Genomic DNA, 26,815 nt, shown 5'->3' with positions numbered 1-26,815 from the left:
GAACCCGATCCCGATTCCACCCGCGCACACGCATGAGTGATTCCGCATTCCATTATGTCGACGGCGCACTTCACGCCGAAGGCGTTTCCGCCGCGTCGCTCGCGCAGCAGTTCGGCACGCCGCTCTACGTCTATTCCCGCGACGAGCTGACGCGCGCCTATCGCGCTTACGCCGATGCGTGCGGCGGCCGCCGCGCGAGCGTTCACGTCGCGGTGAAGGCCAACAGCAATCTCGCCGTCCTCAATGTGTTCGCGCGTCTGGGCGCGGGCTTCGACATCGTGTCGTCGGGAGAACTGGCGCGCGTGCTCGCTGCCGGCGGGAAAGCCCGGAACACGGTGTTTTCGGGCGTCGGCAAAACGGCGGCGGAAATGCGCGAAGCGCTCCAAGCCGGCGTGAAGTGCTTCAACGTGGAATCGATTCCCGAGCTGCATGCGTTGAACGACGTGGCGCAATCGCTCGGCAAGCGCGCGCCGGTTTCCCTGCGCGTGAATCCGGACGTCGACGCGAAGACGCATCCGTATATCTCCACGGGCCTGAAGTCGAACAAGTTCGGCGTAGCTTTCAGCGACGCGCGCGCGACCTACCGCGCCGCACACGCGATGGCGAATCTGGACGTGGTCGGCATCGACTGCCACATCGGCTCGCAGATTACGGAAATCAGCCCGTATCTGGATGCCATCGACAAGCTGCTCGAACTCGTCGAACAGATCGAAGCGGACGGCATGAGCATTCGGCACGTTGATGTCGGCGGCGGCCTCGGCATCACGTACGACGACGAGACTCCGCCCGATATCGGCGATTTCGTGCGCACGTTGCTCGATCACATCGAGAAGCGCGGCCACGGCCAGCGCGAAGTGTATTTCGAGCCGGGGCGCTCGCTCGTCGGCAACGCGGGCATCTTGCTGACGCGTGTCGAATTTCTGAAGCCGGGCGAGGAGAAGAACTTCGCCATCGTCGATGCCGCGATGAACGATCTCGCGCGCCCCGCGATGTACGAGGCGTTTCACCGCATCGTCCCGGTCGCGAAGCGCGATGCGCCGACGCACAAGTACGACGTGGTCGGTCCGGTCTGCGAAAGCGGCGACTGGCTCGGGCGCGATCGCGATCTGGCCGTCGAACCGGGCGATCTGCTCGCGGTCTGCTCCGCGGGCGCGTACGGCTTCGTGATGAGCTCGAACTACAACACCCGCCCGCGCGCCGCCGAAGTGATGGTGGACGGCGAGCGCGTGCGTGTCGTGCGAGCGCGCGAAGAGGTCAAACAGTTGTTCGCCGGGGAATCGATTCTGCCGGACTGAGCCGCTTCACGCGGTCGACGAAAGAACGAAGGCGACGCTCGACGAGCGTCGCTTTTTTTACGTGCGTGCGTTCCGCGCCCGAAGCCACGCGACCAGGCGCCAGCCCAGCAACACGATCACGATTGCGCCGTAGATCTTGGGCAATTCGAAATCGTGCTTGCCTGCCTTCATCCACCAGAAATGCAGGATGGCGAGCGCCGCGATGAGATAGATCGTGCGATGCAGCGTCTGCCAGCGGCGGCCGAGCTTCCTCACCATCGCCTTGGGCGATGTCACCGCGAGCGGAATCAGCAACACGAACGCCGCGAAGCCCACCGTGATGAATGGCCGCTTGCCGATGTCCTTCAGCATCTCCGCCACGTCGAACCACTTGTCGAACCAGATGTAGGTCGTGAAGTGCAGCACGGCGAAAAAGAATGCATACAGCCCGATCATGCGGCGAAAGCGCACGAGCGCGGTCACGCCCGTCAGGCGTCGCACCGGCGTGACGGCGAGCGTGATGCACAGGTAGACGAGCGTCCAGAGCCCGGTCGAGCGCGTGATGAATTCGATCGGATTCGCGCCCAGCCCTGACGTGATGCCAAGCACGACGATGCGCGCCAACGGGTAAAGCATCGCGATGAAGACGGCGACCTTGGCAGGCGCGATCCAGTTTCGAGTCTGCGGTGCGGCGGCGGTAGCGCGTTTGATTTCAGATGCGGTCGGCATGGTTCAGAAGTTTTTCTTGAGGTCCATGCCCTGATACAACGATGCGACCTGATCGCCGTAGCCGTTGAACATCAGCGTCTTGCGTTTCGGCGCGAAGAATCCGTCCTCGCCGATGCGCCGCTCCGTCGCCTGGCTCCAGCGCGGATGATCGACGCTCGGATTCACGTTCGAATAGAAGCCGTATTCGCTCGGCGCGTAAGTGTTCCAGCTCGTCGGCGGCTGCTTTTCGACGAAGCGGATTTTCACCAGCGACTTCGCGCTCTTGAAGCCGTATTTCCACGGCACGATGATCCGGACCGGCGCGCCGTTCTGGTTCGGCAGCACTTCCCCGTATAGGCCGACGGTCAGCAGCGTGAGCGGGTTCATCGCCTCGTCCATGCGCAGGCCTTCGGAGTACGGCCAATCGAGGATGGGCGTCGACAGCCCGGGCATCTGGGACGAATCGGCCAGACTGATGAACTGCACGTATTTCGCGTTGCCCGTCGGCTCGGCGCGCTTGATCAGTTCCGACAGCGAGACGCCGATCCACGGAATCACCATCGACCAGCCTTCGACGCAACGCAGCCGATAGACGCGCTCTTCCAGCGGCGCGATCTTGAGCATCTCGTCGATGTCATACACCTTCGGATTCTTGATCGCGCCTTCGACCGACACTTTCCACGGCCGCGGACGCAGCGTGCTCGCGTGCTGCGCGGGATCGCTCTTGTCGGTGCCGAACTCGTAGAAGTTGTTGTACGTCGTGATGTCCTTGAGCGACGTCGGCTTGTCGAGCGCGACGAACTTCGGGTTCGTCGTCGCCGAGAGCTTCTGGCCTTTGGCATCGGGTGAAGTCAGCGTCGCGTGCGCGAAACCGCTCGCGCCGGCGAGGCCCGTGGCGGCGAGTGCGCCCATCGACTGCAACACGCGCCGCCGATTTTCGAATACGTGCCGCGGCGTGATTTCGCTGCTGTCGATGTCGTCGCCGTAAAGCGCGCCATTACGTTTGATCCACATGAGACGACTCCCTTTGCATTCGTCGTTACCGGTGCAAACAGCACGGCGGGTGCCCGTATTCCACGTTAGAACGAAAAAAAACCGCCAGCGTGATGCGTGGCGGTTTTTTCCTTTCGATGCGGCCGGATCAAAGCTTGCCGTAGCTGTGCAAGCCCGACAGGAACATGTTGACGCCGAGGAACGCGAACGTCGTCACGATGAGCCCCGTCAGCGCCCACCATGCCGCCGCCGCGCCGCGCAGGCCCTTCATCAGCCGCATGTGCAGCCACGCCGCGTAGTTCAGCCAGACGATCAGCGCCCAGGTTTCCTTCGGGTCCCAGCTCCAGTAGCCGCCCCACGCTTCCGCCGCCCACAGCGCGCCGAGAATCGTCGCGATGGTGAAGAACGCGAAACCGACGGCGATCGACTTGTACATGACGTCGTCGAGCACTTCGAGCGACGGCAGGCGGTCGGCCAGCACGCCGCGCTGCTTCGCCAGATACGCGACCGAAACCATCGCCGAGAGCGCGAAGCTGCCGTAGCCGATGAAGTTCGCCGGCACGTGGATCTTCATCCACCAGCTTTGCAGCGCGGGCACGAGCGGCTGAATCTGCTGCGCGTCGCGAGCGATCGAATACCACATCAGGAAGCCGACCGCCGCGCTGATCACGAGCAGCACGAACGCGCCCATCTGGCGGGTCGCGTAATGCTGTTCGTAGTAGAGGTAAAAGAGCGAGGTGATCAGGCAGAACAGCACGAACACTTCATACAGGTTCGAGATGGGAATATGGCCGACGTCGCTGCCGATCATGTACGACTCGTACCAGCGCACCATGAGACCGGTGAAGCCCATCAGCACCGCAACCCACGTCATGCGCGAACCGATTGCGCCGCCCGTCTGCGAGCGCGTCAGCAGGCCGATCCAGTAGAACAGCGTCGCAAGAATGAAGAGCGCGCTCATCCACAGAATCGCGGATTGGCTCGACAGAAAATACTTGAGGAAGAAATTGGTGTCGGCGCGGGCGAGGTCGTGCTGATAAAGCTGAATCGACGACAAAGCGAGTACCGCGATCAACGCAATCAGCAAGCGCACCGGTTTCCAGCGCCAGCCGAGGACGACGAACGTCGGCACCGCGCCGATCAGCACGGCCATGTCGTACACGTCCATGTACGCGTGATACCGATTCAGCGCGAAGCCCGCGCCAGCGACCATCGCGAGGGCGAACAGCCAGTCGAGCGCGCCGAGCTTGCGGAAGAACGGACGATCGTCGAACGCGCCGGCATCGGGAAGGCCGGATGCCGGACGTTCCGTCTTGGCGGAGGCGTGGGAGGAAGTCTGTGTGAGGTCCATGATCTTACCGTGATGAAACTTCCGAGCTGGCAGCTTCGGATGTCGATTGCGACGAGGCGGCGACGGGCGCGTTCGCCGCAGCCGGATCGACCGGCGATGCGCCGAGAGCCGCCGCCACCGCGGCGCGCGTGCGCTCGAACTCCTTCTCGAAGTCGAGCGTGCGGCGTGCGGTGGACATCGCCATCAGCACGCTTGCGCCGCCTTGTCCTGTATCTTTGAGCCAGAACCAGAGCCGGCGTTCGCGCACGTAGAACATCGAGAAAATGCCGACCACCAGCAGGAGGCTGCCAAGATACACCACTTTTTTACCCGGCGCGCGCGTCAACTGGAAGACCGAAGCCTGGATCTGCTTGAACGTATCCAGTTGCAGGAAGACGGGAGAACCGTACAGGAAGCTGTCGGAAAGCGCGTTGATCGACGCCTGCACGAACGCGGTGCTCTTCTCGTCGATTTTCGCGGCGGGCAGGCCGTTCTGTTCGCGGGAAATCTGCCACACGTCCCACATCGCGCCTTCGAGCATGCGCATCAGAAGGCCCGCGGCTTTCTCCTGCTCGCCCTTCGGCACCGAGCGATCGATAAAGCCCGCGATGCTCTGGAAGCCGCCAATCATCTGCGGATTCGTGGCTGCCGCGCCGGTTTCATCCGCTCCGGCGAACAGGTTAAGCACACGGGTCGCGCTCTCCTCCAGATGCTTCTGCATCTCCATGTTCGTCGGCGGCACGGAACGCAGCGCAAAACGATGCGCCGCTTCGGCGCGCGTTGCGGGCGTCGCGAGTGCGGCGCGCAGTTCCATCCATTGCTTGACCGAGCCTTGATCGTCGGCGGGAATGCGCAGATAGCGGAACGAATCGTTCGGGCTCACGCGCATGCCGGCGAGAAACATTCGCTGCCCGCCCACATCGACCGGCAGCATGTAGTTGCTGTACTCGCGCGCCTGGCCGTCCGTGCCGCGCACCTTGTATTGCACCGACGGGCCGACGTTGCGCAGATCGGTCGGCTTCGACGTTTTCGCGCCGGAGCCGAGGCGCTCGTCGAACGCATCGCGCAGCGTCTCCTTCTTGCCGACGCCGCGTGCGTCCGGCGTGCCGCTGCCGTCCGTCATGTTTTCGACGTTGATCGCGCGGAAGTCGGTGAATTCGACCGTTTCGCCCTTCGCGCCCGCGAACTGAGCGCCAATCGGCGCGGTGCCGCCGATGGTCCCGTTCACGGGCAACGTCTTTGCGCTGCCGCCGGCCATCGGCCAGGCGGTCATTTCGAGCTTCGAGCCGCCGTCCTGAAAGCTCGACTGATAAATCGACACGCCTTCATACGTGAACGGCTTGTTCACTTCGATACGCGCCGGAATGCGCTTGCCGCTCTTGTGATCGATCACGACGATATCGCTCGCGAAGAGCTTCGGCATGCCGGTCGAGTAGTAGTCGACGATGAACTTGTCGAGCTGAATCGAGAACGGCAGATCCTGAATGATCGAGCCACCCGGCTGATTCAAAATCGCGGTGCCGACGTACTGCCCTTCCGGCACCCACGCGTAACCGCGGAAAGTCGGGTTCGACGTGGACAGGCGATGCTCGGCCGGAATGTCGTTGATGACGGCGTTGGAGTTGATGGGCGTTTTGTCGAAGAGCCACATTTGCAGCCTGATCGGCAGGTTGCTGTCGAGCAGCCCGCCAATACAGATGACGACGATCGCCAAGTGCGCCGAGATATAGCCAATCTTCGTGAGCGCGCCGCGCTTGCCGGCGATGAGCGTCGCGCCGGTGTCCGTCTCGCGCCGGACGAACCGGTAGCCCATCTTCGTGCCGAGGCGCTCGAGCGTCGCCGCATTCTGCGCGCGATTCGCCGGCGTCACGAACTCGCCCTTGTGATGAAACGCGCGCAGGCTGCCTTCGTGCACGCGGTCTTTCCAGCTCTTGATGTCGGCGATCATCTTCGGGCCATTGCGCACCACGCACAGCGACACGGAGATCACCAGAAAGATCAGGATCAGCATGAACCACCACGCGCTGTAGACGGTGTAGAGGCTCAGGCCGCGGAAAATGTCCGCCCAGAACGGGCCGAACTGATTGACGTAGTTCGGGTACGGGTCTTCTTGCGTAAGCACCGTCCCGATGATGCTCGCTATTGCCAATATGACCAGCAAGGCGATGGCGAAACGCATCGAACTCACGAGTTCGACGAAATGCCTGATGGCGCGGCGGCTAGACTTCGACTGCATACCCGATGTGGTGACGCTCATTCAAACTCCGGCTGACAGCAAAAAAGGGTGGAGACGCCCACGGTCTGACCGATCGACGTCCCACCCTTTTCTTGTTCTCGCGCCTGCCTCTGTGGGCCGGCTTCGTATCGTAGTATGGGCGATTCCGCGCTTTCTTGCTTTTCAGCCGGGAACCGCTGGACGCTGCGTGCTGCGTTTAATGCAATCCGGCGATGTAATCCGCTACCGCTTTCATCTCGGCATCGTTGAGGCGGGACGAGATGGCGTGCATCGGCTCGCTATTGTTGCGCGTGCCCTGCGCGAAGGCGTTCAACTGCGCGGCGGTGTAATCGCCCCACTGCCCCGACAATCGCGGATATTGCACCGGGATACCCAGGCCCGTTGCACCGTGACAGGCGGCGCACGCCGGCACGCCCTTGTCCGCGATGCCGCCACGGTAGATCTTCTGGCCGAGCGCGACGGTGTTCTTGTCGCGCGCATAGTTAGGCTTGGTCTTTTGCGAAGCGAAGTACGCGGCGACGTTGACCATGTCCTGATCCGACAGCGCGCTCGCAATGCCCGTCATGATCGGATTGTTGCGCGCCGGCGCTTTCGCGCCCGGCTGCGTCTTGTAATCCTTCAACTGCTTGACGATGTATTCCGCGTGCTGGCCCGCGAGCTTCGGAAATGCGGCGCCGGCGCTGTTGCCGTCCGCCGCATGGCACGCCGCGCAAACCTGGGTGGCGATGGCCTGCCCTCTCGTGACATCGGGCTTGGCCGGCTGGGCGGACTCCGCCGCGCTCGCCGATACCGCAAACCCACTCAAACTTGCACCGAAACCGAAAGCCGCCGCCGCCTTGAGCACCACCAGAGACCTGTACAGTCGGTTCATTCGCGTACCCTGTTTTTCGTCTTGTGAGAATGTGAGGTTCTGCAAAAAACGACGGCAACCGAACATGCCGCAAGATACCCGAACGACAGGGCTCCAAAGACGCCCTGAACACTGTCTCGCTCCTTGTTGGGCAACGCCTGCGGCCCTGGATCTTACGCCCTGCGGGTCTTTAAAAATCCGTCGTATTGTACAATAACCCGCTACACGCAAAGACGCCAGTCGGGGCATGCCCAGTATTTGCCGGGGTTCTCAAGGCTTCAGTCATCGCCTCTCTCTCGATCGCCCGCCAATGTCATTTCTGCTCCATCAAGCTCGCTTCTTCACTACCGTCAATCATCTGCGCGACCTTCCGCCGACTCCGCAGCCGGAAATCGCGTTCGCCGGGCGGTCGAATGCCGGCAAATCCACCGCCATCAACATCCTCTGCAATCAGAAGCGGCTTGCGTTCGCCAGCAAGACGCCCGGACGCACGCAGCACATCAACTATTTCGCGGTCGGTCCGAAGGACGCGCCCGTCGCGCATATCGTCGACTTGCCGGGCTACGGCTACGCCGAAGTGCCGGGCGCAGCCAAGGCGCATTGGCAGCAATTGCTGTCCACCTATTTGCAAAGCCGTGCGCAGTTGCGCGGCATGATCCTGATGATGGATTCGCGCCGTCCGTTGACCGAACTGGATCGGATCATGATCGACTGGTTCGCGCCGACCGGTAAGCCGATCCACGCGCTTCTCACAAAGTGCGACAAATTGACGCGACAGGAGATGACCAACGCACTGCGGGCGACGCAGAAAGCGTTCGGCGAATACAAGGCGGCGGGGTATCGCGGTGAGTTGAGCGTGCAGCTTTTTTCGGCGCTCAAGCGCACCGGTCTCGACGAAGCGCATGAACTGATCGAGAGCTGGCTGATTCCTGAACAGGCGGCGCCCGGCGACGCGGCAGAGTGACGGCACGACCGCTGCGATCAGGTCGTCGGCGCAGGCAGACATAAAAAACCCGCCGCATAACGGCGGGTCAACAGCCTAATCGCATAACGATTGGCGCCCGCTCAGGGAGGAGAAGCGGGGAGCGCGGCGCAAGCGCGTTGCTCGATCGGTATGATATACCATTGTCTCAAAACGTTTCCGCGACGCGGGCGGGCTTGTCCCATATGGCTCGAGCGCCCCGGAATCACGTTTCCGATCTCCCTCCGAAGCACATCACATCGAGTCACGTCATGAGTTTCTATCCCCATCATCGTCCGCGCCGCATGCGTCGCGATGACTTTTCGCGCCGGATGATGCGCGAGAACATCCTCACCACGAACGATCTGATTTACCCGGTTTTCATCGTCGAAGGCACGAATGAGCGTCAGTCGATTCCGTCGATGCCCGGCGTCGAGCGGACGTCCGTCGATCTGCTGATGAAGGTCGCCGAGCAATGCGTCGAACTCGGCGTGCCGGTGATTTCGCTGTTCCCGGCGATCGAACCGTCCATCAAGACGCCCGACGGCCGCGAGGCGACGAATCCGGAAGGCCTGATTCCGCGCGCCGTGCGCGAACTCAAGAAGAACTTCCCGGCGCTCGGCGTGCTGACGGACGTCGCGCTCGATCCGTACACGAGCCACGGCCAGGACGGCGTGCTGGATGAAGACGGTTACGTGAAGAACGACGAAACGAGCGAGATCCTCGTCGAGCAGGCGCGCACGCAGGCGGAAGCTGGCGTGGATATCGTCGCGCCGTCGGACATGATGGATGGCCGCATCGGCGCGATCCGCGAGATGCTCGAAAGCGACGGGCACATCCACACGCGCATCATGGCGTACGCCGCGAAATACGCGTCGGCGTTCTACGGCCCGTTCCGCGACGCGGTCGGTTCGGCGGCGAATCTCGGCAAGGGCAACAAGATGACGTATCAGATGGACCCGTCGAACTCCGATGAAGCGATGCGCGAAGTGCGCATGGACATCGAAGAAGGCGCGGACATGGTGATGGTCAAACCGGGCATGCCGTATCTCGACATCGTGCGGCGCGTGAAAGACGAGTTCCGCTTCCCGACGTATGCATATCAGGTCAGCGGCGAATACGCGATGATCAAGGCCGCCACGCAAAACGGCTGGCTCGATCACGACAAGGCGATGATGGAATCGCTGCTCGCCTTCAAGCGCGCGGGCGCGGACGGCGTGCTGACGTACTTCGCGCTCGACGCGGCGCGCATTCTGCGGGCATCGAAGTAAATCTGCGCCGTTGATGCGAAAAGGGCGATGCCTCGCGGCATCGCCCTTTTTTTATCCGTTGGAAGGACCCAGTTTGTCGAGGCTCTTCAGGAACTTGTCCGCCGATTCATAGCCGACGACCCGCGCCACCTCGTTGCCCTTCTCATCGAAAAAAATGATGCCGGGCGGGCCGAACAGCTTGAAGCGCTTGAGGAGGAATTGATCGTCGGCGCTGTTCGCGGTCACATCAGCGCGCAGCAAATTGAGTTGCGCGAGCCGCGCCTGGACCCGCGCATCCGAGAACGTCAGGCTCTCCATTTCCTTGCAGGACACGCACCAGTCGGCATAGAAGTCGAGCATCGCGGGGCGCGCGGCCGCCTTCACCGCGGAATCCAGTTCCGCCGATGTACGCACCGGCGCGAAGATCGGCCCCTGGTTCGGCGCACCGTTCGTCGCTGGTCCGCCACTGCGCGACGCCAGCACCGCCAGCGGACGCAGTGGGTCAGTCGAGCCTGCCGCGAGGCCGACAAGCAGCGTCGCAGCCCAGACGGCGAGCGCCGCGCCGACTCCGCGTCCCAGACGCGTCCAGACATTCGCCGGCGTTGCCGCGCCGCGCGCGAAAAAACCAAGCGACGCAGCCGCGATCAGCAGCCACAGCGCGCTCAGCAACATCCGCGCGGCACCGCCAGCCACCGGCCAGACGATCCACAAGGCCGCAGCAAGCAGCACGACGCCGAAGGACACTTTCACGCTGTCCATCCAGGCGCCGGCGCGCGGCAGTATCGAACCCGCGCCCAGTCCGATGACGAGCAACGGCACGCCAAGCCCGATGCCCATCGCGAATAGCGCCGCGCCGCCGAGCATCGCATCGCCGGTATGCGCGATGAACGCCAGCACCGCGAACAGCGGCGCCGTCATGCACGCGCCGACGACGAGCGCGGACAACGCACCCATGACGGCGACCGCGGCGAACTTGCCGCCAGTGCGCGTCTGCGACGCCTCGTTCACGCTGCTTTGCCACCGCTCGGGCAAGGCGATATCGATACCCGAGATGAGCGCGACCGCGAAGATCGCGAGCAGCACGCCGAACGTGCCCAGCACCCACGGGTTCTGCAGCCAGGCCCCGAGGCTCTGGCCGATCAGCGCCGCCGCCACGCCTAGCGCGGTATAGACGAGCGCCATTCCGACCACGTAGCACGCTGAGAGCGCGAACCCACGGGAGCGCGTCACCCGCGCGCCTTCGCCGACGATGATCGCCGACAAGATCGGGATCATCGGATAGGAGCACGGCAGCAGACTCAGCACCATCCCGGCGACGAAGTACAACCCGACGACGGCGAAGAATCCCCCGCCTTCGAGCATCGACTGCGCGTAGTCAGCGCTCGTCGCGCGATCGAACCAGGATTGCGATGCATCGGCGTCAGAGGGCTTCGACGGTGACGCGCCCGCCGCCTGAAGCGCCGCGCCCTTCACGCGATACGTGCGCTCCATCGGCGGATAACAGATGCCCTTTTCAGCGCAACCCTGCGACGTCACAGCGAGCTCGAACGGTCCCTTCGCCTGAGCAACCGGAATGCGAATGACCAGTTCGCCGCGATACGTCTCGACGTCCTTGTTGAACGTCTGGTCGAAGTGGACTTTTCCGGCCGGCAGTTGCGCCGCGCCGATAATGGCGTCACCGTTCTTCACCGCGAACGCGAACCGCTCGCGGTACATGTAATAGCCGTCGGCGATCTTGTATCGCACGTCGACCTCGCCCGGCTGCTCGGAGGCGCTGAACTTGAAGGCGACGGCGGGATCGAGGAAGTCGTCGTCTGCGCGCGCCACACCGATGACCGCGCAAAACATCATCAACAGGACGAACGGGCCGAAGACGCGACGCGCGGCGCTACGAGAAAGCTCAAACATGAAGAGGACGCTGCGTTTCTGCATTGACCCATTGACCGTAACCCGGCGACGCATCCGCCTGCCAGACGAGGAATTCGGGCGTTTCATAGGGATGCCGCGCCTCGATGAAGCGCTGCAATTCTTCGCTGCGCGCGACGCTCGTCTTGAGCAGCACCTGCACTTCCTCCGACGATTCCAGCGCGCCCTTCCAGTGGTAGTGCGACTCCACCGCACCGAGCCTGGTCACACACGCGGCCAGCCGTGCTTCGAGAACCGCCTGCGCGAGCGCGCCCGCCGATTCGGCGTCGGGCAGTGTCGTCAACATTAGAACGACAGGAACATTCACCTACGGCTCCATAGAGTTCGGACCACGCCTGATATCGTAGCATTCGCGACTGACCCGCATCGTCATTCACGAACTGACGCCGTCGCCGTCGCCAAAAACAAAAAGGCCAAGCAGAGCTTGGCCTTTTCGCTGAACCACTTACCGAACTTATTCAGCTTCCTGAACTTCTTCGGTTTCTTCGACTTCCGGGCGATCCATCAGTTGGACCAGCGCCATCGGAGCGTTGTCGCCGACACGGAAACCGAACTTCAGAATGCTCAGATAGCCACCCGGACGGTTCGCGTAACGCGGGCCGAGAACGTCGAACAGCTTCGCGACGGAATCACGGTCGCGCAGGCGGTTGAACGCCAGACGGCGGTTTGCCAGCGACGGCTTCTTGCCAAGCGTGATAAGCGGCTCGACGACCTTACGCAGTTCCTTGGCCTTCGGCAGCGTCGTCTTGATGACTTCGTGCTCGATCAGCGAATTCGACATGTTACGGAGCATTGCCAGACGGTGGCTGCTCGTGCGGTTCAGTTTCCGCAAACCATGCTTGTGACGCATTTTCAGTTCCTTTAACGAGTTTTGATCCAGCTCTTCTATTGCGCTTTGCCGGAATACGGCTGCGCACGGGCCGGTCGAAGAAAAAGCAAGACGCGGATTTTAAAGCAAAATCCGCGTCTATGCCAGTTACAGCGTGTCGACGCTTTTACTTGTCGAGACCAGCCGGCGGCCAGTTTTCGAGCTTCATGCCGAGCGTCAGGCCACGCGAGGCCAACACTTCCTTGATTTCGTTCAGCGACTTGCGACCGAGATTCGGCGTCTTCAGCAGCTCGTTTTCCGTGCGCTGAATCAGATCGCCGATGTAGTAGATGTTCTCGGCCTTCAGGCAGTTCGCGGAACGAACCGTGAGTTCGAGATCGTCCACCGGACGCAGAAGGATCGGGTCGATCTGCGGCGCGCGCGACGGCGCTTCCGCTGCGGCTTCCGTGCCTTCCAGTGCTGCGAACACCGACAGTTGATCGACCAGAATGCGCGCCGATTGACGGATCGCTTCTTCCGGCGAAATCACACCGTTGGTTTCGATGTTCATCACGAGCTTGTCGAGGTCGGTACGCTGTTCGACACGCGCGCTTTCCACTGCATAGCTCACGCGGCGCACCGGCGAGAACGACGCATCCAGAACGATGCGGCCGATGATCTTGCCCGACTCTTCGCCATAGCGACGAACGTTGCCGGGCACATACCCGCGGCCCTTCTCGATCTTGATCTGAACGTCGAGCTTGCCACCCTTCGAGAGGTGAGCAATCACGTGATCCGGGTTGATGACCTCGCAATCGTGCGCGAGTTCGATATCGCCGGCCGTGACCACGCCTTCGCCTTCCTTGCGCAGCGTCACCGTGACTTCGTCGCGGTTGTGCAGCTTGAAGACGACGCCCTTCAGGTTCAACAGCAGGTTGACCACATCCTCTTGCACACCATCGAGCGTCGAGTATTCGTGCACGACGCCTGCGATCGTCACTTCGGTCGGCGCGTAGCCCACCATCGACGACAGCAGCACGCGCCGAAGCGCGTTACCCAAGGTGTGGCCATAGCCGCGTTCGAACGGCTCCATAACCACTTTCGCATGGCTCTCGCCAAGCGATTCAACTGCAATGATCTTGGGCTTCAACAAACTGGTTTGCATAGGTTTTCCTTTTCAATACCCTCGGCTCGTTACACCGATAAGGCTGACCGGTAACAACCTGAAAATTAAACAGCCGAGGATGCCGATTTGCCATGAGCAATCAGGCTCCCCGGCTGCTAATCCGATTACCGCGCGATTAACGCGAATACAATTCGACGATCAGGCTTTCGTTGATGTCGCCAGCGATATCGCTGCGTTCCGGCATCGACTTGAACGTTCCTTCGAACTTCTTCGCGTCGACCGACACCCAGCTCGCCATTCCGCCTTGCTCGGCCAGCGACAGCGCCTCGACGATACGAGCCTGCTTGCGCGACTGCTCGCGAACGGAGACGACGTCACCCGACTTGACTTGCATCGACGGGATGTTCACGACTTGACCGTTCACCATGATCGACTTGTGGCTGACGAGCTGACGCGCTTCAGCGCGCGTCGAACCGAAGCCCATGCGATACACGACGTTGTCGAGACGCGACTCGAGCAATTGCAGCAGGTTTTCGCCCGTCGGGCCCTTGCGGCGGTCGGCTTCGGCGAAGTAGCGGCGGAACTGACGCTCCAGCACACCGTAGATACGCTTCACCTTTTGCTTTTCGCGCAATTGGGTGCCGTAGTCGGACGTACGTGCGCCCGAGGTGCGGCCGTGTTGGCCGGGCTTGCTGTCAAGCTTGCACTTGTCGGCGAGCGAGCGGCGTGCGCTCTTCAGGAACAGATCGGTGCCTTCACGGCGGGACAGCTTGGCTTTAGGACCGGTATAGCGTGCCACGTTGAATCCTTAAAAATTAATCACGCGAACTCTCGTTCGCGCTAGTCCGAACCCTTTGGGCCGAACGGTGGGCTTAGTCAATTCATCACGCACGAAACCCGCCGATACTTACGCATCAGCAGGAACATGCTCGCGTCGTCGCCTTAGATGCGGCGGCGCTTCGGCGGACGGCAACCGTTGTGCGGGACCGGCGTCACGTCGGAGATCGCGGTGATCTTGATGCCAAGACCATGCAACGCGCGCACCGCCGATTCACGGCCAGGACCGGGGCCCTTGATCCGCACTTCGAGGTTCTTCACGCCGTATTCCATCGCCACGCGGCCAGCCGATTCGGCTGCGACCTGAGCTGCAAACGGCGTCGACTTACGCGAGCCCTTGAAACCCTGGCCACCGGAGGTCGCCCATGCCAGCGCGTTACCTTGACGGTCCGTGATCGTGATAATGGTGTTGTTGAACGACGCGTGAACGTGAACCACGCCCTCGGCGACGTTCTTCTTGACCTTCTTGCGAACGCGTTGCGCCGCGGAGTTGTTCGAAGCCTTAGCCATTACGTTTTCCTGTAACTGTCAGTTCCGCTTACTTCTTCAGCGATTGCGCTGCACGACGCGGACCCTTGCGAGTACGGGCGTTGGTGCGCGTACGCTGGCCACGCAGGGGCAGGCCCTTGCGATGACGCATGCCGCGGTAGCAACCCAAGTCCATCAGGCGCTTGATGTTCATCGTCACTTCACGGCGCAGATCGCCTTCGACGATGAACTTGCCCACTTCGTCACGCAGCTTTTCGAGGTCTGCGTCGGTGAGGTCCTTGACCTTCTTCGAAAATTCCACACCAGCAGCGGTGCAAATGCCGCGCGAACGCGTGCGTCCGATGCCGAAGATTGCCGTCAGGCCGATCTCGGTATGCTGGTGATTCGGGATGTTAACCCCTGCGATACGAGCCATTGTTTTTCCTCAAACAAAAAGCGCAAGCAAAAGCGCGGCGTTCAGCCTTGACGCTGTTTGTGGCGCGGATCAGAGCTGCAAATCACGCGCACAACGCCCTTGCGCTTGATGATCTTGCAATTGCGGCAAATGCGCTTAACCGATGCCATCACTTTCATGATATTACCCTTTTTTCAAATCACTTCGCCCGGAACACGATCCGTGCACGAGACAGATCGTAAGGCGTCAATTCAACCGTAACCTTGTCGCCTGGCAGGATGCGGATGTAGTGCATCCGCATCTTTCCAGAAATGTGTCCCAGGACGACATGGCCATTTTCCAATTTCACCCGGAAAGTAGCGTTGGGGAGGTTTTCTATGACCTCGCCCTGCATCTGGATTACATCGTCTTTGGCCATAGTCCTAATTAACGCATCGGGACGTTGCCGCCCTTGAAGTTTGCCTTCTTGAGCAGCGATTCGTATTGTTGCGACATGACGTACGACTGCACCTGAGCCATGAAGTCCATTGTGACGACGACAATGATCAGCAGCGACGTTCCACCAAAATAAAACGGCACGTTCCAGCGCAACACCAAAAACTCAGGCAACAGACAGACGAACACAATGTAGATCGCACCGGCCAGCGTCAGACGCGTGAGGATGCGGTCGATATACCGTGCAGTCTGATCGCCCGGACGGATACCCGGAACGAATGCACCGCTCTTCTTCAAGTTGTCGGCGGTTTCTCGGCTGTTGAACACCAGTGCGGTGTAGAAGAAGCAGAAGAAAACAATCGCCAACGCATACAGCAGCACGTACACGGGTTGACCAGGCTTGATGGCCTCGGCCACGCTATGCAACGTGTTTGCGACCCAACCGGTACGCGTACCCGAACTGAACCAGTTCAGGATAGTTGCCGGGAAAAGGATGATCGACGACGCGAAGATCGGCGGAATCACACCCGACATGTTCAGCTTCAGCGGCAGATGAGACGACTGTCCGCCGTAAATCTTGTTACCGACCTGGCGCTTCGCATAGTTCACGAGGATCTTGCGCTGACCGCGTTCGATGAACACGACCAGATACGTGACCGCCGCAATCAGCACGACGATGATGATCGCCGAGATGATGCTCATCGAACCGGTGCGGACAAGCTCGAAGAGCCCGCCGATCGCGTTCGGGAAGCCCGCCGCGATGCCACCGAAGATGATGATCGAGATACCGTTGCCGAGACCGCGCTCCGTGATCTGCTCACCCAGCCACATCAGGAACATCGTGCCCGTTACAAGCGTCACGACCGTGGTCAACCGGAACACCATGCCGGGGTCCAGCACCAGAGCAGGCTGATTCTCCAGCGCTACCGCGATACCAAACGCCTGAAAGGTCGCGAGCACCACGGTGAAGATACGCGTGTACTGCGTAACCTTCCGTTGCCCCGCCTGCCCTTCCTTCTTCAATGCCTCCATTTGCGGCGAAACGATCGACAGCAACTGCATGATGATCGAAGCCGAAATGTAGGGCATGATGCCCAGCGCAAAGATCGTGAATCGCGACAGTGCGCCACCCGAGAACATGTTGAACATGCCAAGGATGCCGCCCGACTGGCTTTGGAACAGCTTGGCCAGTTGATCCGGATCAATGCCGGGGACCGGAATGTGCGCACCAATGCGGTAGACGACCAGCGCCAGCAGCAGGAACACTGCACGCCGACGCAGATCGCCAAATTTCGCCGCGCTTCGACCGGGTTTTGCGAGACTCGGGCTGTTAGCCAAGAACCTTCTCCGATGCTAGTGCTAGTAACGGCGAAAGCGCGTTACTCGGCGAACGAGCCGCCAGCGGCTTCGATTGCCTCACGGGCGCCCTTCGTTGCCGTCAGACCCTTCACCGTGACCTTGCGGGTGATCTCGCCGGTCTTGATGATCTTCACGCTCTTGATGAGCTCGCCGACCAGACCCGCTTGCTTCAGCGCCAAGAGATCGATTTCGTCGACCGGCAGCTTCTCCAGATCAGAGAGGCGCACCTCACCGACGAATTCCTTCGTCAGCGACGTGAAGCCACGCTTCGGCAGGCGACGCTGCAGCGGCATCTGACCGCCTTCGAAGCCGACCTTGTGGAAGCCGCCCGAACGCGATTTCTGACCCTTGTGGCCGCGGCCTGCGGTCTTGCCGAGGCCCGAACCGATGCCGCGACCGACGCGACGCTTAGCGTGCTTCGAGCCTTCCGCCGGCTTCAGGTTATTCAATTCCATGTTCAACTCCTTGGATCCGTGGGTCGGGCGCTTAGCCGATGACCTTAACGAGGTACGCGACCTTGTTGATCATCCCGCGCACAGCCGGCGTGTCCTGCAGCTCGCTAACCGAGTTGAGGCGGCGCAGGCCGAGGCCACGCACCGTCGCCCGGTGCGTTTCGCGAGTCCCGATCAGGCTCTTGACGAGCTGAACCTTGACAGTTTTCTCAGACATGATGACCTCGAGGCTTAGCCCAAAATATCTTCGACGGACTTGCCGCGCTTCGCCGCGATGTCGCTCGGCGTCGACTGCTTGCGCAGACCGTCGAGCGTTGCACGAACGAGGTTGTACGGATTCGTCGAGCCGTGGCTCTTTGCCACCACGTTCTGCACGCCCATCACGTCGAACACTGCGCGCATCGGACCGCCGGCGATCACGCCAGTACCATCCTTCGCCGGAGCGAGGAGGACTGCGGAAGCGCCATGCTTGCCGTGCACTTCGTGTTGCAACGTACCGTTCTTGAGCGGCACCTTAAACATGTTGCGGCGGGCTTGTTCCATTGCCTTCTGAACGGCGACCGGAACTTCCTTCGCCTTGCCCTTGCCCATGCCGACGCGGCCATCGCCGTCGCCAACCACGGTCAGTGCGGCGAAACCGAGAATCCGGCCACCCTTCACGACCTTGGTCACGCGGTTGACCGAAATCATCTTTTCGCGCAGGCCGTCGTCGCGTTCGTCAGCCTGAACTTTCGCTTGCATCTTTGCCATGACGAATTCTTCCCTTAGAACTTGAGCCCGGCTTCGCGCGCCGCGTCAGCCAGCGCTTTCACGCGGCCGTGGTAGCGGAAACCCGAGCGGTCAAAGGCGACGGATTCGATGCCGGCAGCCTTGGCCTTCTCGGCAATACGCTTGCCGATCAGGGTTGCAGCGTTGATGTTGCCGCCCTTGCCCGACTTGTCGGCCAGCTCAGCGCGCACTTCGGCTTCGAGCGTCGATGCGCTTGCCAGCACCTTCGTGCCGCATGCCGAGAACACTTGCGCGTAGATGTGCGTATTCGTGCGATGCACGGCGAGACGCGCGACCTGCAGCTCAGCGATCTTGATACGCGTCTGACGAGCGCGGCGCAGGCGAGATTGAGTCTTATCCATGATTGCGCACCCTTACTTCTTCTTCGTTTCTTTGAGGATCACGACCTCGTCGGAATAGCGCACGCCCTTGCCCTTGTAAGGCTCCGGCGGACGATAGCCGCGCACTTCTGCTGCGACTTGTCCGACTTTCTGCTTGTCGATCCCCTTGATCACGATTTCGGTCTGCGACGGGGTTTCAGCCTTGACGCCTTCCGGCATCTGGTGCACCACCGGGTGCGAGAAACCCAGCGACAGGTTCAGCTTGTCGCCTTGCGCTTGCGCACGATAACCAACGCCAACCAGCGTCAGCTTGCGCTCGAAACCCTTGGTGACGCCTGACACCATGTTCGCCACCAGGGCGCGCATCGTGCCGGACATCGCGTTTGCTTCACGGCTTTCGTTAGCCGGCGCGAAGTTCAGCGTGCCGTTTTCGTTCGCCACGTTCACGAGCGGATTGGCCGCTTGCGAGATCGTGCCGAGCGGACCCTTCACGGTGATGACGTCGCCATTGACGGCCACTTCCGCGCCTTGCGGCAGCGCGATCGGGCTTTTACCTACTCGAGACATGTTTCCTCTCCCTTCGGCGTTAAGCGACGTAGCAGATGACTTCGCCGCCGACGCCGTTCTGGCGCGCCTTGCGGTCGGTCATCACACCCTTCGGCGTCGACACGATTGCAACGCCGAGGCCATTCATGACCTGCGGGATGTCGTTGCGACCGCGGTACACACGCAGACCAGGCTTCGAGACGCGCTCGAGGCGCTCGATAACCGGACGGCCAGCGTAGTACTTCAACGCGATATTCAATTCCGTCTTCGCACCTTCAGCCTTCACTGCGAAGTCGTCGATATAACCTTCGTCCTTCAAAACCTGCGCAATCGCAACCTTGACTTTCGACGAGGGCATAGTCACCGAAACTTTCTCGACCATCTGCGCATTGCGGATGCGAGTCAGCATATCGGCGATAGGATCACTCATGCTCATTTATGTTTCTCCTATTACCAGCTCGCCTTGGTGAGGCCAGGGATTTCGCCGCGGAACGCGATTTCACGAATCTTGTTACGCGCGAGTCCGAACTTGCGGAACGTGCCACGCGGACGGCCCGTGATCGCGCAGCGGTTACGCTTGCGAGTCGGGTTCGAGTTACGCGGCAGTTGTTGCAGCGACAGGCGGGCGAGGTAACGCTCTTCGTCCGACTTGCTTGCGTCGTCGATCACAGCCTTCAGTTCAGCACGCTTCGGAGCGTACTTAGCAGCCAGGCGCGCACGCTTCTTTTCACGTTCGATCAGTGCCAGTTTAGCCACGGTAACCTCAGTTTCTGAACGGGAACTTGAAGCCGGCGAGCAATGCCTTTGCTTCTTCGTCGGTCTTCGCAGTCGTCGTGATGCTGATGTTCAGCCCACGCAGCGCGTCGATCTTGTCGTAGTCGATTTCGGGGAAAATGATCTGCTCTTTCACACCGATGTTGTAGTTACCACGGCCGTCGAACGCCTTGCCCGACACGCCACGGAAGTCGCGCACACGGGGGAGCGCAACCGTCACGAAACGGTCCAGGAATTCGTACATGGCATTGCCACGCAGGGTAACCATCGTGCCAATCGGGTAGCCTTCGCGGATCTTGAAACCAGCGATTGCCTTACGCGACTTGGTGATAACCGGCTTCTGGCCGGCGATCTTCGTGAGGTCGCCAACGGCGTGCTCAAGGACCTTCTTGTCAGCGACGGCTTCGCCAAGACCCATGTTCAGGGTGATCTTGGTGAGGCGCGGCACTTCCATGACCGACTTGTAACCGAACTTTTCAACCAGTTGCGGCACAACCTTTTCTTTATAAATCTCTTGCAGACGAGCCATTTTTTAACTCCGCGTCAGGCGTTCAACGTGGCGCCGGTCGACTTCAAGAAGCGAACCTTCTTGCCGTCTTCGACCTTGATGCCAACGCGTGATGCCTTGCCGTTCGCGTCGACCAATGCGACGTTCGAAATATGCAGCGGCATCGTTTTGGCTTCCACGCCGCCCGTCGTACCCTTCATCGGGTTCGGCTTCACGTGCTTCTTGACGAGGTTGATGCCCTCGACCGTCACACGGTCTTCCGCAACGACCAGCACGGTGCCGCGCTTGCCCTTGTCCTTGCCGGTGATGACGATGACTTCGTCACCTTTGCGAATCTTGTTCATCGCGACTCCTTACAGCACTTCCGGCGCGAGCGAAACGATCTTCATGAATCGTTCGCTACGCAGTTCACGCGTGACCGGCCCGAAGATACGCGTGCCGATCGGCTCGAGCTTCGTATTCAAAAGAACGGCGGCATTGCCGTCGAACTTGATCAGCGAGCCATCCTGGCGGCGCACGCCCTTGGCCGTGCGAACGACCACGGCGTTATAAATTTCGCCCTTCTTCACGCGTCCGCGCGGCGTCGCTTCCTTGACGGTCACCTTGATGATGTCGCCAATGCTAGCGTAACGACGCTTCGAGCCGCCGAGCACCTTGATGCACATGACTTCACGTGCACCCGTGTTGTCGGCCACTTCAAGCCGAGTTTCGGTCTGGATCATGGTTTATCTTTCCCAACTTAATCCGGTCGCACCACCATGGCACATCCGGTCAGTCTTGGTCCCGTCAGCCAATCGGCTGCTTGGGTTAGAACAGGCAGCGAGGGCAGACGAAACCCGCCATCGCAATCCGGTGAATCTGTCGATACAGGCTGGCGCCTGAACCGGCTTCCCCCACCAGTTTCGCCCGCGACGGGGCTCCCACAAAGAGGGAAGACCGAGATTATAACAAATAATCTCGGTCTTGCAAGCGAAACTTACTGCGACACTAACGACTTACTGCGTCGCCGTACTTCTACTTCAGATCACGCGAGCAGCTTCGAGCAACTTCGACACAACCCAGGCTTTCGTCTTCGAGATCGGACGGGTTTCCTGGATTTCGACGAGGTCGCCTTCGTTGTACGTGTTCGCGTCATCATGCGCGTGATACTTCTTCGAGCGCACGACGTACTTGCCGTAGATCGGATGCTTCACGCGGTGCTCGACCAGCACGGTAACCGTCTTGTCCATCTTGTTGCTGACGACCTTGCCGACCAGCGTCCGCTTGAGCGAGGTTTTTACGCTATCGTTCATTTCTGGTTCGCCTTTTCAGTCAGGACAGTCCGCACACGTGCGATGTCGCGACGAACCTTCTTCAGCTGGCTCGTGTTAGTGAGCTGCTGGGTCGCGAGTTGCATGCGCAGGCCGAATTGCGCCTTCAGCAGGTCCGACAGCTCTTGGTTGAGCGCGGCCTGGTCCTTCTGGTGAAGTTCAGATGCCTTCATCGTTTACTCCTTAGGCGCCGAGCTGGCGAATGACGAAGTTCGTCTTGAGCGGCAGCTTGGCTGCAGCCAGACGGAACGCTTCGCGCGCCAGTTCTTCGGAGACACCGTCCATTTCGTACAGCATCTTGCCCGGTTGAATTTCCGCGACGTAGTACTCAGGGTTACCCTTACCGTTACCCATACGCACTTCGGCCGGCTTTTGCGAAATCGGCTTGTCCGGGAAAATGCGGATCCAGATCCGGCCGCCACGCTTGATGTGACGCGTCATGGCACGACGCGCCGCTTCGATCTGACGCGCGGTCAAACGGCCGCGACCGATAGCCTTCAGACCGTATTCACCGAACGACACCGCGTTGCCGCGCGTCGCCTTGCCGGTGTTACGACCCTTCTGCTCTTTGCGATACTTTCTGCGTTTCGGTTGCAGCATCGTTATTCTCCACTCTTCGCGTCACCGCCGGCGCCACCACGACGGGGGCCGCCGCGGCGTGCACCAGCCGGCGCACCTTCACCGTCACGGCGCGGACGGCGATCGCCACCCGGACGTGCGTTGCGACGCGGACGCTTCTCTTCCGCGACTTCTTCCACCACCGGCGCTTCGTTACGGCCGAGGGTGTCGCCCTTGTAGACCCACACCTTCACGCCGATGATGCCGTACGTGGTCTTCGCTTCCGACGTCGCGTAGTCGATATCGGCGCGCAGCGTATGGAGGGGCACGCGGCCTTCGCGATACCACTCGGTACGTGCAATTTCGATACCGTTCAGACGGCCCGCGCTCATGATCTTGATGCCTTGGGCGCCAAGACGCATCGCGTTTTGCATCGCACGCTTCATCGCGCGGCGGAACATGATCCGGCGCTCGAGTTGCTGCGTGATGGAATCGGCGATCAGCTGAGCATCGGTTTCCGGCTTGCGGATTTCTTCGATGTTGACGTGAACCGGAACGCCCATGCGCTTTTGCAGCTCGGCCTTCAGCAGTTCGATGTCTTCGCCCTTCTTGCCGATCACGACACCCGGACGCGAGCTGAAAATCGTGATGCGTGCGTTCTTTGCAGGACGCTCGATCACCACGCGGCCGACGGACGCGTTCTTCAGCTTCTTCTTCAGGTATTCACGAACACCGATGTCTTCCTGCAACATCGCCGCGAAATTGTTGTTGTTCGCGTACCAGCGCGACGCCCAATTGCGGCTGACGGCCAAACGGAAGCCAGTCGGATGAATTTTCTGTCCCATCGTATGGCTCCTTAATTCCCGACCGTCACAGTGATGTGACAGGATTGCTTCTCGATGCGGTTACCACGACCCTTTGCGCGCGCGGTAAAACGCTTCAGCGAAGCGGCCTTGTCGACGTAGATGCTCGTGATCTTGAGCTCGTCGATGTCGGCGCCTTCGTTGTGTTCCGCATTCGCGATCGCAGACAGCACGACCTTCTTGACGATACCCGCCGCCTTCTTCGGCGAGAACGTCAGGACGTTCAGCGCCTTGTCGACCGGCAAACCACGAATCTGGTCAGCCACAAGGCGCGTTTTCTGCGCCGAGATGCGGGCACCGCGATGAATTGCTTTCACTTCCATCTTGATAGCCCCTTATTTCTTGGCCTTCTTGTCGGCCGCGTGACCCTTGAACGTACGGGTCAGTGCGAACTCGCCAAGCTTGTGGCCGACCATGTTTTCCGTCACATACACCGGAACATGCTGACGGCCGTTGTGAACGGCGATCGTCAGACCGATGAAGTCCGGCAGAATCGTCGAACGACGCGACCAGGTCTTGATTGGTTTCTTGTCACGCGTAGATGCGGCCGACTCAACTTTCTTCAGCAAATGAGCGTCGCAGAACGGACCTTTTTTAGCAGAACGTGTCATTGCCTACTCCTTAACGCTTGTGACGGCGCTGGACGATCATCGTCGTCGTGCGCTTGTTGCTGCGGGTGCGATAACCCTTCGTCGGCGTGCCCCACGGGCTTACCGGATCGCGACCTGCTGCCGTCTTACCTTCACCACCGCCGTGCGGGTGATCGACCGGGTTCATTGCAACGCCGCGCACCGTCGGGCGGATACCGCGCCAGCGGTTCGCGCCTGCCTTACCGATTTGACGGAGGCTGTGCTCTTCGTTGCCAACTTCACCAATCGTCGCGCGGCACTCGACGTGCACTCGGCGGATTTCGCCCGAACGCAAACGAACCTGCGCGTAGACGCCTTCGCGAGCCAGCAGCATGGCCGACGTACCGGCCGAACGTGCGATCTGCGCGCCCTTGCCCGGCAGCATTTCGATGCAGTGGATCGTCGTACCGACCGGGATATTGCGGATCGGCAGGGTGTTACCCGCGCGAATCGGCGCTTCCGAGCCGGACATCAACTGCGTGCCAACCGTCACGCCCTTCGGCGCGATGATGTAGCGGCGCTCGCCGTCTGCGTACAGAACCAGCGCGATGTTCGCGCTACGGTTCGGGTCGTACTCGAGACGTTCGACCTTCGCCGCGATGCCGTCCTTGTTGCGACGGAAATCGACGATACGATAGTGCTGCTTGTGACCACCGCCCTGGTGACGCGTGGTGATGCGGCCGTTGTTGTTACGGCCCGCCGACTTGGATTGCGAGTCGAGCAGCGCTGCGTGCGGCTTGCCCTTATGCAGATCCTTGTTGACGATCTTGACCATCGCGCGGCGACCCGGCGAGGTCGGTTTAACTTTCACGATTGCCATGGTTACTTGGCCTCCGCTTCAAAGTTGATTTCCTGGCCGGGCTTCAGGCAGACGTATGCCTTCTTCACGTCCTTGCGCTTGCCGTTGAAACGGCCGAAGCGCTTGGCTTTGCCTTTCGTGACGAGCACGTTGACGGAATTGACTTCGACCTTGAACAGCAGCTCGACAGCAGCCTTGACTTCCTGCTTCGTGGCGTCCGGCGCGACTTCGAACACGACTTGTTCGTTCTTGTCGGCAACCAGCGTCGCCTTTTCGGAGATCACCGGCGCGAGCAGAACTTGCATCAAACGATGATCGTTTTTGCGAACTTCGCTCATGACAGCAACTCCTCGATCTGAGCGACCGCAGCCTTCGTGATCAGAATCTTCTTGAAGTAGATCAGCGAGAGCGGGTCGGCGTAACGCGGCTCGACAACCGCCACGTGGGCCAGGTTGCGCGACGCGAGGTACAGGTTTTCGTCAACCGTATCGGTAATGACCAACACGGAGTCGAGACCCATCGCCTTGAATTTTTCGGCCAACAGCTTGGTCTTCGGCGCTTCGAGCGCGAGATCCTCGACCACCGAGATGCGGCCTTCGCGAGCCAACTGCGAGAAGATCGAGCAGAGGCCTGCGCGATGCATCTTCTTGTTGACCTTGTGCGAGAAGTTTTCTTCCGGCGAGTTCGGGAAAATGCGACCACCGCCACGCCACAACGGGCTCGACGACATACCGGCACGAGCGCGGCCCGTACCCTTCTGACGCCACGGCTTTTTGGTGGTGTGCTTGACCTGCTCACGGTCCTTCTGAGCGCGGTTGCCGCTGCGTGCGTTGGCTTGATAAGCCACCACGACCTGGTGAATCAGGGCTTCGTTGTAATCGCGACCGAACACGACGTCCGATGCGGTCACGCCAGCGCCTTCCTGACCATTGGCATTCAGGAGCTTAAGTTCCATTATTTCGCTCCTTTCACAGCACGCGTCTTGACAGCCGGGGTCACGAAGACCTTGCCGCCCTTCGCACCCGGAACAGCACCGCGGACGAGCAGCAGATTGCGCTCAGCGTCGATGCGGGCGATTTCGAGATTTTGCACCGTGACGGTTTCGTCACCGAGGTGACCCGTCATGCGCTTGCCGGGGAACACACGACCCGGATCCTGCGCCATACCGATCGAACCCGGAACGTTGTGCGAACGCGAGTTACCGTGCGTTGCGCGGCCCGAGGCGAAGTTGTAGCGCTTGATGGTACCGGCGTAGCCCTTACCGATCGACGTGCCTTGCACGTCAACCTTCTGGCCGACTTCGAAAATGTCCGTACCGACAACGGCGCCGTTCGACAGTTCACCTGCCTTGGCTGCGTCGATATGGAATTCCTTGAGGATTTCACCGGCTTGAACGCCGGCTTTGGCGAGGTGACCCGCCAGCGGCTTCGTCACGCGCGATGCGCGGCGAGTACCGAATGCAACCTGAACGGCGGCATAGCCATCCGTTTCAACGGTCTTGATCTGCGTCACGCGGTTGTCCGACACGTCCAGCACGGTGACGGGGATCGAATCCCCTTCAGGCGTGAAGATACGGGTCATGCCAACCTTGCGACCTACGAGTCCAAGGCTCATCGTTTTCTCCATTCCCGACTGCGATTGGTCGGGGCTGATTACAAAATGCCCGCCGCGCTTCCGAACTTGCGCCCGAAACCCGACAGACTTTTTTGCGCAAATGCGCGAAAAGCCTTGGAGTATAACAAGGCTTTTCGTTTTCTGCAAGCAATCAAAGACTTAGCGCCGTCCGGCGTGCCGGCGGAGCTTTGTAGGCTTACTGCAGCTTGATTTCGACGTCCACACCGGCCGGCAGATCGAGCTTCATCAGCGCGTCGACCGTCTTGTCGGTCGGATCGACGATGTCCATCAGGCGCTGGTGCGTACGGATTTCGAGCTGGTCGCGCGACGTCTTGTTGACGTGCGGCGAACGCAGGATGTCAAAACGCTGAATACGCGTCGGCAGCGGCACCGGGCCACGGACGATCGCGCCAGTCCGCTTCGCCGTATCGACAATCTCGGCTGCCGATTGATCGATCAGGCGATAGTCGAAAGCCTTCAGACGAATGCGGATTTTCTGGTTCTGCATGACAATTCCTTAAAAAGAGCGAGGCGGTGTTGCGCCGCCGATTTGGCAAAAGAGCGAGGGACCGGACATTCGCTGAGAGCGAACACCCGGCCCCGGTCACATTACTTCTGTGCTACGACTTCGAGTAAGACCGAGATTTTACTCGATAATCTTAGCAACGACACCTGCG

General features: G+C 60.6%; 39 protein-coding genes. 3 read left to right on the top strand and 36 right to left on the bottom strand.

The window, feature by feature from the left end; genetic code table 11:
• The first annotated feature begins 32 nt into the window (after positions 1-32).
• A complete protein-coding gene (gene lysA / locus BG57_RS20610; RefSeq protein ID WP_035967639.1) occupies positions 33-1,295 on the top strand; it encodes a diaminopimelate decarboxylase in 1,263 nt (420 codons plus the stop codon).
• Between the two features lie 57 nt (positions 1,296-1,352).
• Here the strand turns inward: lysA and msrQ are convergent, their stop codons facing one another.
• The 5 genes from msrQ to BG57_RS20585 all read right to left on the bottom strand — a co-directional run bounded on the left by msrQ (position 1,353) and on the right by BG57_RS20585 (position 7,412).
• Positions 1,353-2,003: a protein-methionine-sulfoxide reductase heme-binding subunit MsrQ gene (gene msrQ, locus BG57_RS20605; RefSeq protein WP_035967638.1), complete on the bottom strand. Its 651-nt coding sequence runs from the start codon at positions 2,001-2,003 to the stop codon at positions 1,353-1,355.
• A gap of 3 nt (positions 2,004-2,006) precedes the next feature.
• A complete protein-coding gene (gene msrP / locus BG57_RS20600; protein ID WP_035967635.1) occupies positions 2,007-2,996 on the bottom strand; it encodes a protein-methionine-sulfoxide reductase catalytic subunit MsrP in 990 nt (329 codons plus the stop codon).
• Positions 2,997-3,123: 127 nt separating this feature from the next.
• Entirely contained in the window at positions 3,124-4,326 is a 1,203-nt protein-coding gene (ccsB, locus tag BG57_RS20595; protein ID WP_035967634.1) for a c-type cytochrome biogenesis protein CcsB, read from the bottom strand.
• Between the two features lie 4 nt (positions 4,327-4,330).
• The gene (locus BG57_RS20590) at positions 4,331-6,562 is read right to left on the bottom strand and encodes a cytochrome c biogenesis protein ResB (protein WP_035967633.1); all 2,232 of its coding nucleotides are present in this window, start codon (positions 6,560-6,562) and stop codon (positions 4,331-4,333) included.
• A 175-nt stretch (positions 6,563-6,737) separates the two neighbouring features.
• The gene (locus BG57_RS20585; protein ID WP_035967632.1) at positions 6,738-7,412 is read right to left on the bottom strand and encodes a c-type cytochrome; all 675 of its coding nucleotides are present in this window, start codon (positions 7,410-7,412) and stop codon (positions 6,738-6,740) included.
• Positions 7,413-7,701: 289 nt separating this feature from the next.
• Between BG57_RS20585 and yihA the strand changes: the two genes are divergently transcribed.
• Both yihA and hemB read left to right on the top strand, forming a co-directional pair.
• Positions 7,702-8,355: a ribosome biogenesis GTP-binding protein YihA/YsxC gene (yihA, locus tag BG57_RS20580; RefSeq protein ID WP_035967630.1), complete on the top strand. Its 654-nt coding sequence runs from the start codon at positions 7,702-7,704 to the stop codon at positions 8,353-8,355.
• 269 nt (positions 8,356-8,624) lie between these two features.
• Positions 8,625-9,623 (top strand): porphobilinogen synthase, encoded by a 999-nt coding sequence (gene hemB, locus BG57_RS20575; protein WP_035967629.1) that lies wholly within the window; start codon positions 8,625-8,627, stop codon positions 9,621-9,623.
• A 51-nt stretch (positions 9,624-9,674) separates the two neighbouring features.
• On the opposite strand, the gene dsbD is transcribed toward hemB, so the two are convergent.
• From dsbD to rpsJ, 31 genes are all read right to left on the bottom strand, one after another.
• Positions 9,675-11,510 carry a protein-disulfide reductase DsbD gene (gene dsbD / locus BG57_RS20570; protein ID WP_035967720.1) on the bottom strand — a complete coding sequence of 612 codons (1,836 nt, stop codon included), beginning with the start codon at positions 11,508-11,510 and terminating at the stop codon, positions 9,675-9,677.
• Positions 11,503-11,835 (bottom strand): divalent-cation tolerance protein CutA, encoded by a 333-nt coding sequence (cutA, locus tag BG57_RS20565; RefSeq protein WP_035967628.1) that lies wholly within the window; start codon positions 11,833-11,835, stop codon positions 11,503-11,505. The genes dsbD and cutA overlap by 8 nt, the downstream gene beginning before the upstream one ends.
• 147 nt (positions 11,836-11,982) lie before the next feature.
• Positions 11,983-12,378 carry a 50S ribosomal protein L17 gene (gene rplQ, locus BG57_RS20560; RefSeq protein ID WP_008344047.1) on the bottom strand — a complete coding sequence of 132 codons (396 nt, stop codon included), beginning with the start codon at positions 12,376-12,378 and terminating at the stop codon, positions 11,983-11,985.
• Positions 12,379-12,523: 145 nt separating this feature from the next.
• A complete protein-coding gene (locus tag BG57_RS20555; protein ID WP_035967625.1) occupies positions 12,524-13,501 on the bottom strand; it encodes a DNA-directed RNA polymerase subunit alpha in 978 nt (325 codons plus the stop codon).
• A 136-nt stretch (positions 13,502-13,637) separates the two neighbouring features.
• Entirely contained in the window at positions 13,638-14,261 is a 624-nt protein-coding gene (rpsD, locus tag BG57_RS20550) for a 30S ribosomal protein S4 (RefSeq protein ID WP_035967624.1), read from the bottom strand.
• 143 nt (positions 14,262-14,404) lie between these two features.
• Positions 14,405-14,809, bottom strand: coding sequence for a 30S ribosomal protein S11 (rpsK, locus tag BG57_RS20545; protein WP_006052224.1), 405 nt, complete (start codon positions 14,807-14,809; stop codon positions 14,405-14,407).
• A 28-nt stretch (positions 14,810-14,837) separates the two neighbouring features.
• Positions 14,838-15,203 carry a 30S ribosomal protein S13 gene (gene rpsM, locus BG57_RS20540; RefSeq protein ID WP_008344037.1) on the bottom strand — a complete coding sequence of 122 codons (366 nt, stop codon included), beginning with the start codon at positions 15,201-15,203 and terminating at the stop codon, positions 14,838-14,840.
• A 41-nt stretch (positions 15,204-15,244) separates the two neighbouring features.
• On the bottom strand, positions 15,245-15,361 hold the full coding sequence (gene rpmJ / locus BG57_RS20535; RefSeq protein ID WP_004199844.1) for a 50S ribosomal protein L36: 117 nt from the start codon (positions 15,359-15,361) through the stop codon (positions 15,245-15,247).
• Between the two features lie 20 nt (positions 15,362-15,381).
• Positions 15,382-15,600 (bottom strand): translation initiation factor IF-1, encoded by a 219-nt coding sequence (gene infA / locus BG57_RS20530; RefSeq protein WP_004521905.1) that lies wholly within the window; start codon positions 15,598-15,600, stop codon positions 15,382-15,384.
• An 8-nt stretch (positions 15,601-15,608) separates the two neighbouring features.
• Complete coding sequence (secY, locus tag BG57_RS20525; protein WP_035967617.1) at positions 15,609-16,955, bottom strand: preprotein translocase subunit SecY; 1,347 nt, start codon at positions 16,953-16,955, stop codon at positions 15,609-15,611.
• A 41-nt stretch (positions 16,956-16,996) separates the two neighbouring features.
• Positions 16,997-17,431, bottom strand: a complete 435-nt coding sequence (rplO, locus tag BG57_RS20520) for a 50S ribosomal protein L15 (RefSeq protein WP_035967616.1) — start codon at positions 17,429-17,431, stop codon at positions 16,997-16,999.
• Between the two features lie 31 nt (positions 17,432-17,462).
• On the bottom strand, positions 17,463-17,645 hold the full coding sequence (gene rpmD, locus BG57_RS20515) for a 50S ribosomal protein L30 (protein ID WP_035967615.1): 183 nt from the start codon (positions 17,643-17,645) through the stop codon (positions 17,463-17,465).
• A gap of 14 nt (positions 17,646-17,659) precedes the next feature.
• Positions 17,660-18,178 (bottom strand): 30S ribosomal protein S5, encoded by a 519-nt coding sequence (rpsE, locus tag BG57_RS20510; protein WP_016346467.1) that lies wholly within the window; start codon positions 18,176-18,178, stop codon positions 17,660-17,662.
• Between the two features lie 14 nt (positions 18,179-18,192).
• Complete coding sequence (gene rplR, locus BG57_RS20505; RefSeq protein ID WP_035967614.1) at positions 18,193-18,558, bottom strand: 50S ribosomal protein L18; 366 nt, start codon at positions 18,556-18,558, stop codon at positions 18,193-18,195.
• A 12-nt stretch (positions 18,559-18,570) separates the two neighbouring features.
• Positions 18,571-19,104: a 50S ribosomal protein L6 gene (rplF, locus tag BG57_RS20500; protein WP_035967612.1), complete on the bottom strand. Its 534-nt coding sequence runs from the start codon at positions 19,102-19,104 to the stop codon at positions 18,571-18,573.
• Between the two features lie 19 nt (positions 19,105-19,123).
• On the bottom strand, positions 19,124-19,519 hold the full coding sequence (gene rpsH / locus BG57_RS20495; protein ID WP_035967610.1) for a 30S ribosomal protein S8: 396 nt from the start codon (positions 19,517-19,519) through the stop codon (positions 19,124-19,126).
• A 14-nt stretch (positions 19,520-19,533) separates the two neighbouring features.
• Entirely contained in the window at positions 19,534-19,839 is a 306-nt protein-coding gene (rpsN, locus tag BG57_RS20490) for a 30S ribosomal protein S14 (RefSeq protein ID WP_035967609.1), read from the bottom strand.
• Positions 19,840-19,846: 7 nt separating this feature from the next.
• On the bottom strand, positions 19,847-20,386 hold the full coding sequence (gene rplE / locus BG57_RS20485) for a 50S ribosomal protein L5 (RefSeq protein WP_014192474.1): 540 nt from the start codon (positions 20,384-20,386) through the stop codon (positions 19,847-19,849).
• 14 nt (positions 20,387-20,400) lie between these two features.
• Positions 20,401-20,709 (bottom strand): 50S ribosomal protein L24, encoded by a 309-nt coding sequence (rplX, locus tag BG57_RS20480; RefSeq protein ID WP_035967607.1) that lies wholly within the window; start codon positions 20,707-20,709, stop codon positions 20,401-20,403.
• Positions 20,710-20,718: 9 nt separating this feature from the next.
• Entirely contained in the window at positions 20,719-21,087 is a 369-nt protein-coding gene (gene rplN / locus BG57_RS20475; protein ID WP_006998478.1) for a 50S ribosomal protein L14, read from the bottom strand.
• Positions 21,088-21,384: 297 nt separating this feature from the next.
• Positions 21,385-21,657 carry a 30S ribosomal protein S17 gene (rpsQ, locus tag BG57_RS20470; RefSeq protein WP_035933074.1) on the bottom strand — a complete coding sequence of 91 codons (273 nt, stop codon included), beginning with the start codon at positions 21,655-21,657 and terminating at the stop codon, positions 21,385-21,387.
• Positions 21,654-21,848, bottom strand: coding sequence for a 50S ribosomal protein L29 (gene rpmC / locus BG57_RS20465; RefSeq protein ID WP_035967606.1), 195 nt, complete (start codon positions 21,846-21,848; stop codon positions 21,654-21,656). Before rpmC ends, rpsQ begins: the two co-directional genes overlap by 4 nt.
• Positions 21,849-21,858: 10 nt before the next feature.
• Positions 21,859-22,275, bottom strand: a complete 417-nt coding sequence (gene rplP, locus BG57_RS20460) for a 50S ribosomal protein L16 (RefSeq protein WP_035967605.1) — start codon at positions 22,273-22,275, stop codon at positions 21,859-21,861.
• A 2-nt stretch (positions 22,276-22,277) separates the two neighbouring features.
• Positions 22,278-23,078, bottom strand: coding sequence for a 30S ribosomal protein S3 (gene rpsC / locus BG57_RS20455; RefSeq protein WP_035967604.1), 801 nt, complete (start codon positions 23,076-23,078; stop codon positions 22,278-22,280).
• 11 nt (positions 23,079-23,089) lie between these two features.
• Complete coding sequence (gene rplV, locus BG57_RS20450) at positions 23,090-23,419, bottom strand: 50S ribosomal protein L22 (protein ID WP_007730533.1); 330 nt, start codon at positions 23,417-23,419, stop codon at positions 23,090-23,092.
• A 12-nt stretch (positions 23,420-23,431) separates the two neighbouring features.
• Entirely contained in the window at positions 23,432-23,707 is a 276-nt protein-coding gene (gene rpsS, locus BG57_RS20445; RefSeq protein ID WP_035967602.1) for a 30S ribosomal protein S19, read from the bottom strand.
• Between the two features lie 10 nt (positions 23,708-23,717).
• On the bottom strand, positions 23,718-24,545 hold the full coding sequence (gene rplB / locus BG57_RS20440) for a 50S ribosomal protein L2 (RefSeq protein WP_035967600.1): 828 nt from the start codon (positions 24,543-24,545) through the stop codon (positions 23,718-23,720).
• Positions 24,546-24,547: 2 nt separating this feature from the next.
• On the bottom strand, positions 24,548-24,862 hold the full coding sequence (rplW, locus tag BG57_RS20435; protein ID WP_035967599.1) for a 50S ribosomal protein L23: 315 nt from the start codon (positions 24,860-24,862) through the stop codon (positions 24,548-24,550).
• Entirely contained in the window at positions 24,859-25,479 is a 621-nt protein-coding gene (gene rplD / locus BG57_RS20430) for a 50S ribosomal protein L4 (protein ID WP_035967598.1), read from the bottom strand. Before rplD ends, rplW begins: the two co-directional genes overlap by 4 nt.
• The gene (rplC, locus tag BG57_RS20425) at positions 25,479-26,138 is read right to left on the bottom strand and encodes a 50S ribosomal protein L3 (RefSeq protein ID WP_035967717.1); all 660 of its coding nucleotides are present in this window, start codon (positions 26,136-26,138) and stop codon (positions 25,479-25,481) included. Before rplC ends, rplD begins: the two co-directional genes overlap by 1 nt.
• A gap of 196 nt (positions 26,139-26,334) precedes the next feature.
• Positions 26,335-26,646 (bottom strand): 30S ribosomal protein S10, encoded by a 312-nt coding sequence (gene rpsJ, locus BG57_RS20420; protein WP_006998489.1) that lies wholly within the window; start codon positions 26,644-26,646, stop codon positions 26,335-26,337.
• Positions 26,647-26,815 lie beyond the last annotated feature (169 nt).

Source organism: Caballeronia grimmiae (assembly GCF_000698555.1).
Lineage (GTDB): Bacteria > Pseudomonadota > Gammaproteobacteria > Burkholderiales > Burkholderiaceae > Caballeronia > Caballeronia grimmiae.
The sequence above is the reverse complement of the archived record's forward strand: the minus strand, read 5'-3'. Positions and strand labels throughout refer to the sequence as shown.